General features: G+C 59.8%; 15 protein-coding genes. 2 read left to right on the forward strand and 13 right to left on the reverse strand.

Annotated elements, in window-relative coordinates; translation table 11 throughout:
* Positions 1-17 precede the first annotated feature (17 nt).
* Together PMI07_RS35750 and PMI07_RS17020 are read left to right on the forward strand one after the other, a co-directional pair.
* A complete protein-coding gene (locus tag PMI07_RS35750; protein WP_007755355.1) occupies positions 18-248 on the forward strand; it encodes a hypothetical protein in 231 nt (76 codons plus the stop codon).
* On the forward strand, positions 245-1,273 hold the full coding sequence (locus PMI07_RS17020; protein WP_007755352.1) for a PHB depolymerase family esterase: 1,029 nt from the start codon (positions 245-247) through the stop codon (positions 1,271-1,273). The genes PMI07_RS35750 and PMI07_RS17020 overlap by 4 nt, the downstream gene beginning before the upstream one ends.
* A gap of 62 nt (positions 1,274-1,335) precedes the next feature.
* On the opposite strand, the gene PMI07_RS17025 is transcribed toward PMI07_RS17020, so the two are convergent.
* The 13 genes from PMI07_RS17025 to PMI07_RS17085 form a co-directional block, all read right to left on the reverse strand.
* Positions 1,336-3,702, reverse strand: a complete 2,367-nt coding sequence (locus tag PMI07_RS17025) for a PAS domain-containing hybrid sensor histidine kinase/response regulator (RefSeq protein WP_007755348.1) — start codon at positions 3,700-3,702, stop codon at positions 1,336-1,338.
* A 29-nt stretch (positions 3,703-3,731) separates the two neighbouring features.
* The gene (locus tag PMI07_RS17030; protein ID WP_007755345.1) at positions 3,732-4,370 is read right to left on the reverse strand and encodes a chemotaxis protein CheX; all 639 of its coding nucleotides are present in this window, start codon (positions 4,368-4,370) and stop codon (positions 3,732-3,734) included.
* Positions 4,367-4,750, reverse strand: a complete 384-nt coding sequence (locus PMI07_RS17035; RefSeq protein ID WP_007755343.1) for a response regulator — start codon at positions 4,748-4,750, stop codon at positions 4,367-4,369. The genes PMI07_RS17030 and PMI07_RS17035 overlap by 4 nt, the downstream gene beginning before the upstream one ends.
* A gap of 52 nt (positions 4,751-4,802) precedes the next feature.
* A complete protein-coding gene (locus tag PMI07_RS17040) occupies positions 4,803-5,087 on the reverse strand; it encodes a hypothetical protein (protein ID WP_007755340.1) in 285 nt (94 codons plus the stop codon).
* The gene (locus PMI07_RS17045; RefSeq protein WP_007755339.1) at positions 5,084-7,045 is read right to left on the reverse strand and encodes a chemotaxis protein CheA; all 1,962 of its coding nucleotides are present in this window, start codon (positions 7,043-7,045) and stop codon (positions 5,084-5,086) included. The genes PMI07_RS17040 and PMI07_RS17045 overlap by 4 nt, the downstream gene beginning before the upstream one ends.
* Positions 7,038-7,913: a protein-glutamate O-methyltransferase CheR gene (locus tag PMI07_RS17050; protein WP_007755337.1), complete on the reverse strand. Its 876-nt coding sequence runs from the start codon at positions 7,911-7,913 to the stop codon at positions 7,038-7,040. The genes PMI07_RS17045 and PMI07_RS17050 overlap by 8 nt, the downstream gene beginning before the upstream one ends.
* Positions 7,913-8,998, reverse strand: a complete 1,086-nt coding sequence (cheB, locus tag PMI07_RS17055; protein WP_007755336.1) for a chemotaxis-specific protein-glutamate methyltransferase CheB — start codon at positions 8,996-8,998, stop codon at positions 7,913-7,915. The genes PMI07_RS17050 and cheB overlap by 1 nt, the downstream gene beginning before the upstream one ends.
* Entirely contained in the window at positions 8,995-10,416 is a 1,422-nt protein-coding gene (locus tag PMI07_RS17060) for a chemotaxis protein CheW (RefSeq protein WP_007755334.1), read from the reverse strand. The genes cheB and PMI07_RS17060 overlap by 4 nt, the downstream gene beginning before the upstream one ends.
* Before the next feature lie 4 nt (positions 10,417-10,420).
* Positions 10,421-12,358, reverse strand: coding sequence for a methyl-accepting chemotaxis protein (locus PMI07_RS17065; RefSeq protein WP_007755331.1), 1,938 nt, complete (start codon positions 12,356-12,358; stop codon positions 10,421-10,423).
* A gap of 82 nt (positions 12,359-12,440) precedes the next feature.
* Entirely contained in the window at positions 12,441-12,965 is a 525-nt protein-coding gene (locus PMI07_RS17070; protein ID WP_245277178.1) for a response regulator, read from the reverse strand.
* 51 nt (positions 12,966-13,016) lie between these two features.
* Positions 13,017-13,331 carry a hypothetical protein gene (locus PMI07_RS17075; RefSeq protein ID WP_007755328.1) on the reverse strand — a complete coding sequence of 105 codons (315 nt, stop codon included), beginning with the start codon at positions 13,329-13,331 and terminating at the stop codon, positions 13,017-13,019.
* Positions 13,332-13,449: 118 nt separating this feature from the next.
* The gene (locus PMI07_RS17080; RefSeq protein ID WP_024163873.1) at positions 13,450-15,726 is read right to left on the reverse strand and encodes a glycosyltransferase family 4 protein; all 2,277 of its coding nucleotides are present in this window, start codon (positions 15,724-15,726) and stop codon (positions 13,450-13,452) included.
* The gene (locus PMI07_RS17085) at positions 15,723-18,908 is read right to left on the reverse strand and encodes a glycosyltransferase (RefSeq protein ID WP_051484205.1); all 3,186 of its coding nucleotides are present in this window, start codon (positions 18,906-18,908) and stop codon (positions 15,723-15,725) included. The genes PMI07_RS17080 and PMI07_RS17085 overlap by 4 nt, the downstream gene beginning before the upstream one ends.
* Positions 18,909-18,918 lie beyond the last annotated feature (10 nt).

The following is an 18,918-nucleotide window of genomic DNA, read 5'->3' on the forward strand; positions in this document are numbered from 1 at the left end:
TCGAGGAGGCCGGCATCATGGGTGTCATCGACAACACGCCGTTGGGCAGCTTCACCTATCAGAAGCAGACCGGCACAAACCATTACAACGTCGCGGTTCATCTCCTGAAGGTAACCAAGGTCGCCGGCAAGTTTCCGGAGAAAGGCATCCGGAAGACCCAGTGGTTCCTGTTGAAGGACGCTGTCTGCGACGCCGCGCAGCCGGGTCTGCGGACGCTTTCGTCGCGGCTTGAGACCGTGGGCGTATGAAGTTTAGTTTCGGCAAATCGCTATCAGCGGTTTTTAAAGCCCAGAAGAAAATCAGCAGGCTGGTCGAGAAGGCTCTCAAAGCGCCGCGAAGCAAACCGAAACGTACGAAGTTAACGTCGCGGCTTGCGAAACAGCTTTTGGTCGAGACGACCACGTTCGGAAGCAATCCGGGCCGCCTGGTCATGAAATCTTTCGTGCCGCCGACCCGGCTGCCGAAGAACCCTGCACTCGTCGTGCTGCTTCATGGCTGCGGTCAGTCTCCCGAAAGCCTAGATGCCGCAACCGACTTCTCCATACTCGCCAAAGAGCGAGGTTTTGTTCTCCTTTATCCAGAGCAGAGGAGGGCCAACAATGCACAACGATGCTTCAACTGGTTCAGGCCGAGCGCCGTCGCCCGAGACCGCGGCGAGGTGCTTTCCGTCAAGCAGATGGTCGAGCACGCATGCGAGCGACATCGGATAGATCGTTCGAGGATCTTCGTCGCGGGGCTGTCCGCCGGCGGGGCGATGACGGGCGCGCTCGTTGCGAACTATCCGGAGCTCTTCGCCGGCGCCGCGATTATCGTTGGCATGCCGTTCGGATCTGCTCGCGATGCGATGTCCGCCCTCCGCGCGATGAAGACGGGTGGAACCCCGCCAGCCGGCGGATGGGGAAAACCCGTCACAGAGCTCTCCACAGAAGCCAGGTCGTGGCCCGCAATAACCGTATGGCAGGGAAGGGACGACAGGATTGTCAATCCCGCAAATGCGTTGGCCTGTGTTGCGCAGTGGCTTGAAGTCCGAGGCATGGATAAAGACAGCGGTAGTTTGGAGGAAAAGCCTTGGGGCAGTCTGCAGTCATGGAAGGTGGCAGGCAAGATGAAGGTGGCGCTTTATTCAATCAGCAACATGGGCCACGGACTGCCAATTAAGAAGCGCACTACCTCCACGTCGCGACTATCGGGAGACCCTTTTGTGATTCCAGCAGAAATCTCAGCTCCAGCAGAACTGATGCGCTTGTGGCGCTTGCCGAGATTTCGAACATAACCACGACGCAGCAGATTTATCCGTGGCCTGCGCCGGCACCGCTGGCCACGGCTCGACGGTCTTCACGACGACCCAGCCACAATTTCTCTCACCTTTTGAGCGAGATCGTCGATTGCGAAGGGCTTGGAAATCATTTCCATCCCAGGCGCAAGAAAATCGGCACGCGACGCCGCCATTGCTGCATATCCCGTGATGAAAAGAACTTTCAACGCAGGACGGACGTTCATGGCGATCTCCGCAAGTTGGCGGCCGTTTAGTCCCGGCAGGCCAACGTCGGAGATCAGCAGATCGATTCGGCTTGTCCCCTCGATGATGGGAAGAGCCTCGGTGCCGTCGACCGCTTCGATCACGCGATATCCGAGCTCCTTGAGTACGTCGACGACCAACACGCGCACTGAGTCGTCGTCCTCGACCACCAGAACCGTTTCCCCCTCGCCCCGGGGGGGCACGAAGTCGATCTCGATAGCTCCGTTCTGAGGGGAGATTTCCGCAAGGCTGCCGGGCAAATAGAGCTTGATCGTCGTCCCGAGGCCGACCTGGCTGTAGATCCGGACATGGCCCCCCGATTGCTGTGTGAACCCATAGATCATCGACAGCCCGAGACCGGTTCCCTGACCTATTGGCTTCGTCGTAAAGAACGGATCAAAGGCTTTCTCTATGGTTGCCTGCGACATCCCGATGCCTGTATCGCTAACGGCCAAGACAACGTAGCTTCCGGGTTTTAGCGTCTCACCGCGCGCGAGGTCCGTTTCCGTAAAAACGACGTTGGCTGTTTCGATCGTCAGCTTGCCACCATCGGGCATCGCGTCCCGGGCGTTAATGACGAGATTGAGAATGGCGCTCTCGAGCTGGTTGGCGTCGGTAACAGCCCTCCAGGTGTCGGGCACCAGATCGATAAGGAGTTCCACTTGCTCACCAAGCGTTCGTCGGAACAGGTCCTCCATCGAGCCGATGAGTTGCCTCACATCGACCGGCTGACGATCCAGCGACTGCCGTCGGGAGAATGCCAAAAGCCGATGGGTCAGAGCTGCTGCACGGCCTGCAGATGCACTTGCAGCATCGATGAACTTGTCGAGGTCGTCCAGTCGATTAGCCGCGATCCTCCGCTTAATCACGGCGAGGGCACCGATCACGCCTGTCAGCATGTTGTTGAAGTCGTGGGCTATGCCCCCCGTCAACTGACCGACCGCTTCCATCTTCTGGGCCTGCCTCAACTGGGCTTCGGTCTCTTCAAGAACTGCCTGCTGCTGTTTCTCGAGTGTGACATCCCGGCCATAGGCATAGACGCGGCCGCCCTCGCGGGACGTCATCCACGACACGATGCGGGGAGACCCATCCTTTCGGATCATGCGAATTTCAAGGTCGGTATGCGTATTTTCGACTGCCTTTCTGAGGTCCGGCTTGACCTGTTCTCGGTCCTCGGCCCACACGAACTCGATGACGTGACGGCCTATAACCTCTTCCAAATGATGACCGAGGATATCAAGCCATGCCGGGCTGACGTCGCGGAACACGCCATCCGTGCCGATCACCACGAGAAGATCCCGGGAATTCTTCCAGACACGGTTTCTTTCCCGCATGCTTTCCCGCGCAATTTCCGACAGGGCCTGATTTGCCTCCCGCAAACTTTCGTGCGTCTGTTTGGCTTCGGTGATGTCGAAGATCACGCCCATGAAGCGCCGGCCGCTAGACTCCGTATCGTCAACATATTCGCCCCGACGGGCGAGCCAGCGTTCCTGGCCATCGTCGGGGCGCCTGACACGGAACTCGGTGCTTCGCTCGTTCTGTATGCCGTCCGGATCGCTGAGGTCGATGACCCGATCGTCGTCGGGATGGATCAGGTCATTCAAGGTGCGAACAGGCAAGATACGTGTCGGATGCAGGCCAAAAAGCCGGCAGAACTGTTCCGAAACGTTGATGGTCCCATAACCGACAATATGTTCGAACGTGCCGATTCCGCCGGCAAGCTGAGCAATGCGCAACTGCTCGTTGGCGCGTTTCTGTTCGGTAATATCGACCAGCATGCCGACGAATTTGACAGGCTTGTCATTCTCGTCCAACACGGCCCGACCACTCGCATGGACCCAACGGTACCCCCCGTCGCTCCGCAGCAGCCGGTATTCCTTGGAAAACACTTCGGAGCCGGCTAAAATGCCAGCAACGGCGACTTTCACGCGCTTGAGGTCGTCGGGATGGATGGACGTGAAGAAATGGTCGGTCGATACCCCGTCCATGAGCGCAACGGGATCCTGCTGGGTGATCACCGCAAACCGGGCGTCGGCGAAAAGTTGTTTCCGGGCGATATCCCATTCCCACCCGCATGTCGCACCGGCAGCATCCAGCATGAACTGCAGCCGACGCTGAGCCAGTTCAAGTTCGGAACGCATGCGTGCCAATTCCGCTTCCGGGCTTTCGGCACCTTCAATCATGATTGCCGCCGGTACTCATCTGCCTCACGTTATTCGGTTCCTGTCATCACGCGATCGATGAAGCCGGCGATCAGCTGCTTGAGCTTTTCCAGCGACGGAAGGTCCATGATCATCGCGACGTATCCGCGGATATCACGTTCTCGGACGGAGAAATTGATGTAAAGAAAAAGGACGAAGCTCTCCTCGTCGAGACCCCCCCCAGCCCCGAACAACAGGATGCTGTCGCCCCGACGGACACCCGGAAGCGACATTTTCAGCGTATGCTGCAGCATGTTCGCCATCGAGCCGAGGCAACCGTTCAGGATGACGTTGCCGGTCTCTGCAAGCGCCTCTTCTTCCATCTCGACAAGCTCAGCCTCTCCCATTTCGTCACCGACAATGGCACGAACGAGGGATAATCCGTTGCTTTCGGGGAAAATCAACAGGGCGCGGCCGGAAAACGGACCCTCGAATTGCTGCTGGACGGCAATGAGGTTTTCGCTTTCACGCTGGCCGATCAGCGAAGCCGCAGACTTGCGCGTGACTATCTCAACCGAGGGGACCGAAAGGACCACCTGCTTGTTGACCATCTTGCGCAAGCTTGCGGCAGCGCGGCTAACGCCGATATTGACGAGTTCCGTAAGCGCGTCGCGCTCAAGTTCGTCAAGCGTTATGGTGCTGCCGGTCATGCCCCCGCCTTTTTAAGCCGAAGCGCTGCTCCTGCTATAAAGCCGCTTAAGCCCTCCTGCGTAACTGGTTTTGGCACAAAGGTTGCGTTGAGCGCACGTACCCTAGCGACAATTTCGTCCTGGACATTGGCCGTGATAACGGCGATGGGCATATTCGGATGGTTGACGCGCAATTCCGATGCCAGTTCAAGCCCATCCCTGTCGGGCATGTTGAAATCCAGGATCGCGACATCGATCTGCTGCGAGCCGACGATATCCAAAGCCTCGGCGGTGCTGCCCGCTTCGACGCGAATCCATTCGGTCTGCAACGCAGCAATCGCTTTGCCCGCAACGATCCGGGCTAGTTTACTGTCGTCCACCACAAGGACTGTGATCGCCATTTCTTACTCCGATTGGTCGCAGCAACCTGCCTGCCGCGACCCGATAATACCCTTATTTGGATGACGAAGCCTTCGCAAGTTTATTGCGGGATCCGTCGATATAGGCGTTTAGTACGGGCAGGAGCTTGTCCGCCATTAAAGATGACACAGGGGCGCCGATCATTTTCGGCTTGAACACCATCAACGCCTGCCAGAGGGCCGTGTGCAACGACGTTGCTGTGTTGATATCCACCGGGACATCCGGTCGAGCTTCAAGATAGTTCACCAGCGTCTCGACTTCGTCCACACCGCAAGTTCCAGCCAGGATGATTGCGTCGCCGTTCAGGCTCACTGTCATTGTATAAGTTCCTCCATGTCGAGGACCAGCAGGACCCTTCCATCTCCCAGCAGCGTCGTTCCCGCAATTCCCGGTACGCCTTGCAGTAGCCCGACCAGAGGTCTTGTCAAGGTTTCGACGCGCTCCGCTATGGCGTCGACCGAAACCCCGATATGATGTTCTCCAGTCCGGACGATAAGAACTTTGAGATCGCCGGAACGAGGATGCCACGACGGAATTTTCAACAGCTCGCCGAGATAAAGCAGTGGAATCGTTCTGTCCCGCAGGACGAATGCTCGACCCGCCCTAACCGGCTGAATCGCGCTCGTCGGGAGCTTGTGCGTCTCCATGACGTCCGAGATGGGTATGCCATAGCGCTCGTCACCGACCTCGACAACCATCAGCTGAGTCATCGAAAAGCTGATCGGCAACTTCAGAACGAAAGACGTGCCCACCCCGACCGCGCTTTGCAGTTCGAGCGTTCCGCCAAGCCTTTTTACGGAATTCTGGACGGCATCGAGACCGACACCGCGGCCGGACAGATCGGAGACCGACGACGCCGTGGAGAAACCGGGCACGAAGACAAACTGCAGAATCTCCCTGTCGGAGAGAACCGAAGCCTGGCTTTTCGATAGCAGGCCGCGATCAATCGCTGCGGCCCGGACGTGGTTGGGATCCATGCCGCGACCATCGTCCGCGACCTCGATATCGATTTGGTCGCCACGCTGTCGGGCTCGCAGGAGAATGCGGCCCCTCGCAGGTTTGGAAAACCGCAGCCGTTCAGCTTCCGGCTCAATGCCATGGTCGAGGCCGTTTCGAATGAGATGCAACAATGGTTCAAACAGGTTCTCAACGATTTCCCGATCGGCCTCGACGGTCTCGCCTTCGATGATCAGGTCGAGCGCCTTGCCGAGTCTTGCCGATGTCTCCCGCACCAGCCGCGGAAAGCGGCGGAATGTATGTTCGACCGGGATCATCCGCGCCTGGGTAAGGGCGCTGTAGAGAGAACCGAGGAGACGCTCGAGCTCATGGTGGCTGGAAAGGATGCGTCTTGCCAGCGGGCCGTTGCCCTGGTTGCGCGCCTCGTCCGCCAGCGGAACGAGGCCGTTCTTGGTGGCAATCAGTTCCCCGGCAATTTCGACGAGTTTATCGATCCGCGCCGAATCCACCCGCATCGTTGTCGATTGGCGATCGGCGGATCGCTCTGGTAACTTTTCCGGCGCTGCGAACGCCCGCTTGTCGGCGGTTCGGGGTAAGGGAACAAGATTGACCTGGTCGGGGATCAGTCGGAACACGGCTTCCGCCTCAGCAAGCGAACCACCCGAAACGGCCTCGATCAGCAGGTGGCAGCGGAACGGATCATAATCCTGCGGCGACGGCGGGGGTTCTTTTAGCGAAAACGCCAGATGCCTCAGGTCCGGCAGCCGCGATATCGTTGCTAATGGATCGTCGCCGTTGAAGAAGCACTCGGGATGCGGCTCGTAGCGAATGCAGATCATCGACCCTTCGATATCGGACGCAGCGATCCGTTGTTGCAGGGCTTGTGCCCAGCCGGGTATGGTCGTCGTCGAGCCGACATCTTCGGAGATTTCGCGCTCGGCCATTTTGCCGTTGAGGAGCCCGAGAAGCCTCGGAGCCTGTTTGTCCTGCGCCTCTGAAAGGTGACCCGTTCGGGAAATCCCTTCGATGCTGTCGTCGATCCATTCGACCACGGCGAGAAGCGGTTCGATGAGCGTTGTGTCGATGACGATCCTCCCGGCACGCGCCTGGGACAAAAGATCTTCCGCCTGATGCAATATGCCCTGCATCGGGCCGAATTCGAAAAGGCCGACCGATCCCTTGAGGGTATGGATCGCCCGAAATGCGCTTTCCGCACTTTCTCGGTTTTGCGGGTCTGCCTCTAACGACAGGAGATCTTTCGATGCCTGCTGGACCAGTTCGCGCGCCTCGATGGCGAATTGAGCGATCAGTTCATCCATTCAATTTGTCTCCCGCCTCTCGATAGACGATGGCATCGGGAAAGCGGACAGGTTCGAAGGTCTCCGAAATGCGCGACATGGATTCCGTATGGCCCAAGCAGATGTAGCCGCCGGGATAGAGCAGATCATGGATGTTGCGCGCCGCGATTTCCCGCGCGGTCTCATCGAAATAGATCAGAAGGTTCCTGCAGAATATCACATCGAAACGCCCAAGTGCCGCAAGGCTCTGCCGATCGACGATATTGCCCTTGGCAAAGGTAACGGACTCTCTCAGGTCTCCAATCATGCGGCGCTGCTGACCCTTTTCCGTTTCGAAATATCGGTCAAGGATGTCTTTGGAGAGCTTCGAGAGCGATCGCTGCCCGTAGTACCCGTCGACCGCCTGACGCAGGATGGAGGTGTCGATATCCGATCCGGTGATCTCTATATTGTAGGCATCGACCAGAGGCCAGTTTTCGAGGAGCCAGATTGCGATCGAATAGGGTTCCTCGCCACTCGAACAGGGCATAGACCAGATGCGGATACGGTCGCCCGGCCCTTTCGAGCGGATGATCTCCGGCAGGATCGAATTGCTCAGGCAGGCAAGCTGATGCTGTTCCCGATAGAAATAGGTTTCGTTGACGGTGAAGCTGTTGATCAGTAGCTCGGTCTCGCGCGGGTCGCCGCGCAGTATGGAAATGTAGCTCTTGACCGATTGGGCCTTCCGCTGGTTGATCAGGTCGGTGACGCGGCGCTCGATGTAGTAGCGCTTGGTTTCGCCGAAAACCATGCCGCTGCGTTTGTAAATGATGGCGCAGATCTCCTCGAGATCAGCCATCGAGAGTGGGGCTGCGCCGTAATTTCCCGAGTTGACCGGAGGGATCGCCATCAGCAGATCCGATCCAGCAGTGAGGCTCCGATTTCATCCACGCGTCTGATTTCGCTCGCACCGTTGAGGCGAACCAGCTCCCCCGGCATGCCCCAGACGACGGCGGTCTCCTCGGACTCGGCAATCGTATAGCCACCGGCAGCCTTGAGATCAGCCATTGCAGCGGCTCCGTCATTCCCCATGCCGGTCATCAGCACGCCGACGAGCTCGGCTGCCGGCATGTGTTTCATCGCCGAGCGCACCATCCGGTCAACGCTCGGATGCCATCGGTAGGTCTGGTCGCTCGGGGCCGCCATCGCCACCAGCGCCCCGGCACGGGCGGAGATGATGATATCGGCGTCCCCTTTGGCTATGTAGATATGGCCCGCTTCCAACTTTGTCTGCCGGGTGATCTCACCGACGGTCATGGCGCATATCTTGTTCAGGCGCCGGGCGAGCGGTCCCGTAAACGAGGCCGGCATGTGCTGCGCCACGACCACCGGCCAGCCAAAGCCGGCCGGCAGATGCGCAAGGACCGCGTCGAGCGCCGGCGGACCGCCGGTCGATGTCCCGATCAACACGAGGCCGGACTTAGCCGGATCCCGGATCGGCGTCGCCGGAGGACTTCCGCGACCGCGCGATAAGGCTGTTTGGGGCGGCGGTACTGTCTGCGTCAGACGAACACGTTCGGCGAGCCTGCGGCTACGCCGGATACGTACCGTTGCGGCCATACGAACCTTCTCAACGAGACGCGGGGTCAGTTCGTCGATTCCGAGCGAAATCGCACCACCCGGCTTGGCGATAAAATCGACCGCGCCGATCTCCAGCGCCGCCAATGTTTCCTCCGCGCCTTCTTCTGTCAGCGACGAAACCATGACCACAGGGCACGGATGTTCGAGCATGATGCGATCGAGACAGGCGAGCCCATCCATCAACGGCATATGGATATCGAGGGTCACGACATCGGGCCGGAAGGTCGAGATAGTCCTCAAGGCCTCGGCGCCATCGCGGGCGAATTCGATTTCAAAGTCCCCCTCAGCCCTGAAAATCTGGCCCAGAAGTCTCCGCATGAGCGCGGAATCCTCCACGATGAGAAGACGAATCACGGACCAGCCACCACGGTCTTTTCTTCGGTCATTTCCGCGACGACATCCCGCTCCGCGCGGCTGAGAAGCTCCTGTGGATCGATCAGCAGGATCATTTGGCCGTCGGATTCGATATGGGCGATGCGGTCGAAGACATCCGTCTGATCGGAAGAAAAATCCGGAGCCGCCGACAACGCGGCCGAGGAAACGGCCTTCACTTCCGATACCCCATCCACCACGAAACCGGCCTGCAGGGCTCCGAGCGTCACGACAATTGCGCGCGCCTTGGCAGTTTGCGCCGAGGCCGGCGTGTCGAAACGGGTGCGCTGATCGATTAGTGGAATGGCCTTGCCGCGAAGATTGATGACACCCATCACGAAGCCGGGCGCGCCGGGCATGCGGGTGATCTCACTCGGAACCCGGACGACTTCGTCGACCGATCCGATCGGCAACCCGTAATTCTCGTCACCAAGCTGGAAGATCAGGAACTGTTCGAACCTGTCTACCCTCTGACGTGTCGCTCCCATCAGTCTCGCTCCTTTACTCTGACCGATCGCCTGAGTGACGGCATCATGGCCAAACAGCTTTTCCGGCGCCAGGATGGAGATTAGCAGTCCTCCATCCTCAATCCGGCCGATCGCCACGATCTGCGCATCGCCGCGACCGCGCTGCAGCACCGCTGGCACCGTATCGATCGCGTCGTCAGGCAGGCGACGAATGACGTCAATGGCCTCCACGACGAGACCCACCAGATTGTCCGCATGCTCGATGACGATGATGCGGGAACCTTCGCCCGAAGGGCTACAGTCGAAGCCGAGAAGCGATGCAAGCGATACCAGCGGCAGAACAGTGTCACGCATCGGCACAAGACCGATCACCGCCGTCGCGGCGTTCGGGATGACCGCGATCTCGCCGGCCAGCGTGGCGACCTCGCGGATATCATCCAGCGGCAAACCATAGAGCTGGCCCGCGACCCGGAACGACAGCAAAGCGGTGAGTTGGACGCTCGCCCGCACTTCGGCGCCATGATCTGTATGGGCCGTCCGGTCGACCGACGCACGCCTCGTGAACTTGAATGCCGCATCCAGCAGGGTATTCAACCCGTCGAGGGGTGTCGCCCTGGCATCGGCCGAAAGGCGGAGTACGTCATCGACAAGAAGACCGATCGCCCCGCCATGATCGTAGAGGATGATCTTGCCGCCGGTTCGCGCCACATCGCGGCCACCATCCAGGATCTTGCCCATCGACAGGACCGGGACCGGCTTGCCGCGAAAATTGGCGATACCGGTCAGCGCCGGGGGCCCATGCGGAACCCGGGTGATATGGGGAACTCTCACGACTTCCAGCACAGGGGCCGCATCGATCTCATGGCTTTGGTCTCCAACCCGAAATACGAGCCGGCGCTCGCCTCCGTCCGCACTAGAGGATGACCTTGCCATCGCCTCAGTTTCCGGACATTTGGAGTTCATCTGCCAGCGACGCGATTTCCTCGACAGCAGCGGCCAGATCCTCCGCGCCGCGAGACTGCTGCCGCGCAGCGGTTGCAGCCTGTTCCGAGGCGGCGCTTGCTTCCTGCGCGACTGAGGCGATCTGCTGCGTCCCCGCCTGGACCTGCTTTGTCGCGACGAGGATAGCCTGCGTGGCATCCAGTATCGACGCGTTGCCGCCCGCCATCAGGTCCACATCCGCTTCCGCAGCCACAAGGCGGTCAACGATCTGCTTGTTTTTGACGATCTCGGCTTCCGACGCCACGACGATCACTTCGAGTTCCCGTTGGACGGCCACGATCTGCCGTTGGATCTGCCGGATGATGTCCTTGACACCATCAATGTTCTCGGAGGCATCCTGCGCAAGTTTGCGGATATCAGTCGAGACGATCGCAAAACCACGGCCCGCGTCGCCTGCTCTCGCCGCCTCGACGGAGCCGCTGACGGCCAACATGCTGGTCTGGACCGCGACGAGAACGATCCGGTCCACCGTCCGCTCGATCTGGAAGCCGATGTCGCCAAGCGTAGTCAGGTCCGCCAATGCGCCCCGCGTTTCGATAAGGGCCTCCGCGACACCGGTTGCAATCCCGTTCAGACCGGTCTTGTTCCGGGCAAGAAACGTCTTGATTTCCCCGGTACGCCTGCTCGCCTGATCCGCGCTTTCCCGGGTCTGCGAGGCGCTCCTCTCGATCTGGTTCATCGCCGTGTTGGCCTGCAGGGTTGCCGCGGCCTGAGCTTCGGCACCGCGGCTGATCTGCTCGATCGCGATGAGGATTTCGCTGGCCGCACCGGAAAGCTCCTGCACGGTCGCGGACAGTTCTTCCGCCGCCGAACTCAGTTCCTCTGTCGCCGTGGCACGGCTGGTCTCATTCATCAGGTCTTCAGCGAGGACTGCCAGAGCCTGAGCGGTCTGCTGGCTTTCCTCAAGCGCTGCACTTTGCTGCTGAACAGCTCGCTGTGCCTCCGTGGTGGCTGCCGATTGCTCCTCTGCTGCCGCAGCGACGGCTTCAGCACCTTTCTGCGCCTCTCGGGTTGCAGCCTCGGCCTCCACCGCAGCGATCAGGACAACCTGACTGTTCTCCGAGACAGCCGTCAGGCCGGAGCGTATGACATGCAATTCTTCAGACACCGCCCGCGCCGATACTGTCTGTTCCTGCGCCTTTGCCGCCGCTGACTTGACGCGGTCGGCAATCCGACGAACGCCATCAATAATCGTTTCTGCATGCTGGCTGACATCGCGCGAGCTTCGTTCAGCGATTTCTGCCAAAGAACGAACCTCGTCCGCCACGACGGCGAAACCGCGTCCCTCGTCACCAGCGCGCGCCGCCTCGATCGCCGCGTTAAGCGCCAGGAGGTTGGTGCGATCCGAGATATCGGCGACCGCGACAGTCGTTGCAGCGATACTTTCGGCCTGAGATTGCAATGTGTCGATAACGGCGACGGAAGCGATCTGTCGTAAGGCATTGGCGTCTATAGCCGAGATCGATGCATCGATCTGCGCGGCAGATTCGAAGACCGACCTTTGAAGTTCCTCAGTGCGCCTGCGAGCAGTTTCGGCTTCGGATCGGGCTTCGGAGAACTTGGAAGACAGATGTGTGGTGGCTAAGAGAGACTCGTGCGCGGCGCCTGCCGCTTCCTCAGCCGCACTTGCGATCTGTTCGAGGGCACGACGCAGTTCTTCGGCCGCCGCCGCAGCTTCAGCTACACCCGATGCAAGCTCTTCGGTCGCGGCTCCGATACGCTCGGCCGCTTTCTGCTGGCGCAACCGGGAGCGGTCCTGGGATCGGCGTGAGGCTGCTACCTTTTCGTTGACAGTATTTGCGGCGGACACGGCGGTAACCGCCTTGCTTGCCGAAGGTTTTGCCCCAAGTTGGGATGTCTTCACCAGTGCCATAGAATATCCATTGTCGCTGAGCCCGAGGAGCAATCTTCCGCAGCGGGTTGCGGGCTCGCTGGGTCTCCCAATTCATGTGATTTTATGGCGCAAAGGCCGCCGCAAAGCAAACTTTCCGGCGCCGCCCAATGGTCAGCTTACGGATATGATTGACGATGCGGTCGACTTCATAGGGTTTTGAGAAAAAAGGGATTTTACCGGGCAGGTCGTTTCTAGGAATTTTGAGGTAGCCCGATGTGAGAAGGATCGCGACCTCGGGACGCGATTGTCGTACAAATTTTGCCAAATCCAGCCCGTCCATGGAACCGGGCATGTCGATATCTGTGAAAATGGCCTCGATTTCAGGATGACTATTGAGAATTTTGAGAGCGCCGTCCGCGTTGCCCGCCTCGAACACAACAAAACCTGCGTCCTCCAGATCTTCGACGAGACTCAGCCGTATGAGGCCCTCATCCTCGACGACTAAAATTGAAACAGTCTCAGATATCATGCTTGGGTTACCCGGATGAACAAGCTCGTTTAAATGCATAACAGGAGGATTGGTTCCGCGGCGCCTGCGGATTGGGCGATAATTGCGAAAGCTATTGTCGTAATCTGGCCACGCCATGGATCGTTGCGTCGCTCGGCCCCCTGCGGCGGGTTTACGTTTTTCGTGAGGTCACCGTTTCATTCCCCAGACGTAACCCACCAGTGCAGCGATGGCGACCGCGGCGAAGGGACGCTCGACGACACGATTTTCAAGTTCCTCGCGGGCCTCCGAGGCGATTGAACGCGCCAGGGTAGGTACCGGTGCTATTTTTCCGACTGAGGCCCGGATAACCGCGAGCTGCGATTTGAGAGCGTCCAATTCTTCCATCGCCAACGCATCCGCAGAGCCCAGGTCGCGGTTGCGTTTCACCACTCCGAGGGCCTTGTTGACTTTCGGAGCTTTGGTGCCTGCCGCTGACGGTCCCTTGCGTTCGTTATTAACCATCGGGTGAAACTCCTGTGTGAGTAGAGAACACGCGATAGCCCTTGCTGTTCCGGCACAGCTAAAAGAAGTGGGATGGGTCTATCCGACGGAGTGTGAGCTATGCCACCCGTATGCCTGATCAATCATGCCGCAGGGGAAGGGGTGCCTGCCGACATGCATTTAATGGCGATAATTCGATCGCAGTTGCCAGGGGTCGATGAGCGGCCCGTCCTGACATGGTAATGTCTGCGGAAAGCAGCCCATTCTCGCAGGGCCGATCATCGTCCCAACCAGGGTGATTGACCACCGGATAGAGGCAAATTCCCTCCAGCGGCACACCGGATTGCATTGCAAGCTCCGCTTGGCCGGAAACATATTCGAACCATGAAGCTCTACGCTCAGCTTCGATGCCTGTCTCGGCAATCAGCATGGGCTTGCCATATCGCGCATAAGTCTCGATCAGAATCTTGCTGAGCGGCTTATACAGCGGATGGCCGATGTCGATCGGCGATCCGCCGTGGATCCATTGGTTGTTGAAGTAGTAGTTGACGCCGACGATGTCGAGGTAGTGCTCGTCACCTCCAATTTGCGGCCACATCCGACCGGAAATCAGATCCCAGCCCTGGAACTGCGATTGGCGATGTCCCTCTGCGACACCGTCTTCCCACGGGCGCGACGGATCGGAGATGACGTTGATGACGGGATCGCAATGAACGAAGCGGGCACGCGCATCGACCGACAGGATCGCGTCCATGGCGGCGATGGCGGCGCGTGCGAGCTGCACTTTCAACTCGAAGCCGCGGCCGTTGGCAAACGGGTTGAGATAACCGGCATCGCCTCCACCCCACGAGAAAAACGAGATCTCGTTGACGGGGCAATAAAAGGGGGTGACATCGCTTTCCTGACGGACAATCCGGGCGCAGGCGGCGGCGTAGCGGGAAAACCGATCGACGAAACGCGGCGACCAGATGTCGAGATCATCGGGCCATCCATAGTGTAGCAGATCCCAGATGACCTGTGTTTCCGTTTCTTTCGCGGCATGCAACATCGGCCGGATGCTTGCCCAGTCATATTCGCCTGCCTTGTCGATCAAATGCCAACGGAAGCCGTCGCGGACTGTGCGGATGCCGAAGTCCGCCAGCTGACGATAGTCCTGTGCGGTATGGCGGTCATGGCCGATCGCGGAAATCAGGTCCAGTCGCCGACCTTCGGGCTCGCCGACCCTTGGCCGCAGCCGATGGGTCGAGCACTCGAATCCTCCCTGCAGGAAAGACCTGAACAATCCGGTAGGTGCGGCCACTCTCCTCTCACGGAGCACGTCGGTGAATAGCTGCTCCCACTGCGGCATCACGACTTCGAGGGAATATTTAGCTTCGACCTTTTGCCGCAATGCTGAGCCAAGACCACGCCGGCGGTCCGGATCGGCGATGAGAAGCAGCATCTGCTCGGCAACAGCCGCGGGCTCGCCATAGGGCACGAACAGGCCCGATATTCCGGCTTCGATCTGCTGCATTGCGCCGTTGTCAGGTGTGGCAATGACGGGCAGGCAGGCCGCACCTGCTTCCGCGATGACATGCGGCATTCCTTCGCCGTGCGAAAGCCAGACGAAGATATCGAAGGCCGACAAAAGACCGGGGACGTCTTCCCGGTCGCCGAGGAACTGGAGCACATTGCAAAGTCCCCGTCTGACCGCCAACGCTTTCAGCTCGCGTGCATATTCCGGCAAGAAGGCATCCGGCCCGCCGACGATCACGAAGCGGGCTCGCTTCTCCGCGGCGGTGACCATCGCGGCGGCTTCGATGAAATCTTCTACGTTCTTCTTGGGATCGAGTCTCCCGATCCAGCCGACCAGGATGTTATCGTCAGCCATACCAAGACGCGCGCGCATCCCGTCCCGCTGCACTGGATCGTAGGCAGAAAGATCGACCATCGACGGGATTTCGAGAGCGAACCGTTCGCGCCCCGGCATTCGGGAGGCGGCGGCATCGCGGATCGAGCGGCAGACGCCGACATAGCGGCTGGTGAAATGCTTGGGTCCTGCCTGCGCTTCCGAGACAAGCCCGCCATGTTCGATAAGTGGCGGGCGAAGATGCAGACGATCTAGCGCCGGATAGATATCGGCGACATTCTGGCAGGACACAACGATGTCATAACCGGGGATTTTGCTGGCCAGATAGCTGACCGTATCCTCGAATGACAGCTCGTAGGGCGTGGTATCGACGTTCACGCCGAGCGAACGAAGCTGTTCGTGGGTCTGTTCCGGCATGCCGGGCTTTCTAAAGCAGGCAACGACATTGACGCCGTAGCGCCTTCGGTCCAGGCTCTTGGCCAGCAACCGCACTTCTGTTTCCTCTCCACCTACGACCAGCCAAGCGAAGACGAACAAGATCTGGATAGGCGCTGGATTCCCGGTCACTTGCCCACCTCGAATACGACCTGCAGGAATTGCGGCCGGTTTTCGATCAGGTCGCTCAGGAACGCCGGCGCCTCGCCCATCGGAATGACATGCGTAATCATGTGTTCGCGGATGGACGCACCTTCCACGGCCAGGAGATCCACCGTGGCATGGGCCAGCCTGCGCCGATCCCAGAGCGGTGCAAGCCCGCGCGGCACTCGGTTGATCTGCGCACAGCGGATATTCAGGCCGTTGTGATGGAATTCCTCACCGAGCCGCAGTTGATCCGCGCCGCCTTGGTAGAAGGCGAGGTCGATGACGGTGCCCTGTGGCCGCAGGGCTTTCAGCGCCGTGTGCAAGCTATTGGGATGCGCCCGTGTCTGGAACACCAGATCTGCCCCGCGTCCCATGATGCCGTCCTGCCAGCGAGCCTTGGCATGTTGCCACGCCTGGTCCTCCGTCATGGCGGTGAGGCCCATCCCCTGCGCCTTTTCGCGGCGGAAGTCGGAGGGATCGGTGATGATGACTTCGGAGGCACCGAGCGATCGGGCAAAGAGCGCCGTCATCAGTCCGACAGTGCCGGCACCGATGACGATGACGGGACGGCCGCTCACGCCGGCGCCAAGGGCCGGTACGTGCGCGCCAAACGCCTCGGCATCGGCATGCAGGATGCCGTTTGCGGCGATCGGTCCCATCTGGGCGACGAAGACGCCCAGCAATGGATCCAGTGTCGATGGCAACGGGATAAGCAGGTCGTGAAATGGGTCTGCTGTATGACCAGTCTTGTGAGCATAGGCAGAAGCAACGACTTCGCCATTTGAGAAACCGGCGGCCAGCGACTCCGCCACCCGCGCGACTTCCATGTATCCGAGGAACGGAACGGGGTAGTGCAGATCCGGCTCGTTCTCCAGGAACACACCGCGCGCGCCGTCGAAGCGCGAACGGAAATAGGGATTGGTGTGCTTGAGGAACGTAAGTTCGGTGCCGGCCGACAGGCCGGTATAGAGTGTGTCAAGCCGCACATGACCATTCGCGGGAGGCCCCTCCTCGTATTCAAAGAAATAGGCCCGGCCTGGCGCTTCGACGCCAAGAGAACGCACCTTGCGATGCCCCGGTGGCAGGCGTTGCGGCGCTTCGGAGCGGGGCTGAAACCGCAGCGGGCGGGGTTCCTTTCGCACCACCCTTGACGCCTCAAGGTGCACCGGTTCTCCGATCCGGGCGGAAGACACAACTGCGAGAGCGAGTCGATGCGTGGCAAGTGCCTCGCTATAGGGGCTGCGGATGCGGTTCTCGCCGCCGCGCACGGCGTCGATGAAGTCGCGGTCCTCGCGCCACACGGGATCTCCCTCCGCACTGCGAACAGGTCGACCCTGTCCGATATCCACCATGATGTCCCGGTCGGTCAACTCGATGGCCAGCCGATTGGCGAAGATGTGCAATCCAACGCGGTGGTTCCATCCGAGCAGACACGTGGAGGCAATGTTGGCGATGACGCCCGTCTCGAAAGTAAGGTTCGCTGTGGTGACGGTCGGCACGTCGAAGCCGGGAAATTCCGGTCTTTCCTTGTGTCCGACGCGTCCGTAGACTTCCGTAACCTCGCCAACCAGGAAACGGACAAGGTCAAGGAGATGGGTTGCCTGCTCCACCATCTGGCCACCGGACTTGTCCTCTCTCCACCACCACTGTGGCGGCGGGGTCGAATCCAGCCAGTAGCCGGAAAGAAGCTGGGCGGGGTTTTTGGCCAGCAGGCCTCGTGCTTCATCGACGATGTCGAGATACCGCCAATGGTAGCCCACACCAGTGATAAGGCCTTTGCTTGCTACGGCTGCAGCAATCTCCTCGGCGGTCGCAAGGTCGAGCGATACCGGTTTCTCGACAAAGAACGGGATCCCGCGTTCGACCAGATCGCGCTCGGGCTCGCCATGGGCAAAGGGCGGGATGCAGACATAGACGGCATCGGGCTCAAGAGCATCCAGCATCTCGCGGTGATGTTGGAAAGACTTTGTTCCAAAGCGCATCGCCGCATGGTCGGCCCGGCCGGGATCGGGGTCTGCGAAACCCACGAGTTCGACGTCGTCGAAGCCGGCCAGAATGTCCAGGTGCCGCTGGGCGATGCCCCCGGCACCGATGAAGGCCAGACGTGTCTTTTGCATGGAATTGTCCCTTTGCATGTGCTTAGCCGGTCCACTGAGATATCGGTCGTAGATGGCGCCGGTTTCCGCAGCCATTCTGTAGGCAGAAAAGGTCGTTTGGAATCGTTGACGACCCGCCTCGCCAGCGGCTGCCAGGCGGCGGGGTTCGGCGAGCGCCGATATAATGGTGGCGGACAGAGAGGCCGGGGCACCCGGTTCTGCGAAAAAGGCATGATCGTCGCCCAATGCTTCGACGGTCCCGCCGATCCGGGTTGCGACCACCGGGATGCCGAGCGACATGGCTTCGAGAACGGCGAGCGGCAGGCCCTCGAAGCGCGATGGTAGTACGAAGAGATCGGCGATGCGCATGATCTCAGCAACATCCGGCCTCTGCCCAAGGAAGTGCACATGGCCGCCGAGATTCAGGTCGGCGGTCAGGCTTTCGATATTCGCCTGCCTCTCGCCCGAGCCGACGAGTAGAAGAGCCAAGGCAGGATATACGTTCAGGACAGCTGGCAGAGCCTGCAGGAGGCTGGCGTGATCCTTCTGCCTGGTGAAGCGAGCGACCATCAGCAAGACGAGTTGGCCTGCCAACCCCATCTCCCGTTTCAAATCGGATGTCGAGTCCGTAAGCTGGAAAGGAAAGATACCGTTCACAACCGCCGTCAAACGTGCCTCCGCGACATGGTCCCGGTAGCTTTGCCGCGATGCATTGGAAACGACGATATGGTGGGATACCATTTGGGTCTGAAGCCGATAATGTTTCTGTTGCTCAGGGTCTGTCAGTAGATAGGGAAGGTGCTCCGTCCTTATGATCGGGATGCCCTCGGCCGTTCCGGCCCGTGCGAGTTCATGTCCCTCCCATCCGATTCCCGCATGCACGTGCAGGAGGTCGATTCTTCCTTTCGTCAGCCATTCCCGAAAATCGTCATGATCGGCAGCAAGCTTGATGCCAAGCCCATATCGCGCGGCGCGCGGCAGCAGGCCTGCCCGATCCTCGCTCATCAGCGACAGCGTCACATCCCATCGTTCGGTCAAACCGCGGCCGAGCGCCAGCATGTGCTCCCCCATTCCCGATGGG

The sequence above is a fragment of the Rhizobium sp. CF080 genome (genome assembly GCF_000282095.2).
Taxonomy (GTDB): domain Bacteria; phylum Pseudomonadota; class Alphaproteobacteria; order Rhizobiales; family Rhizobiaceae; genus Neorhizobium.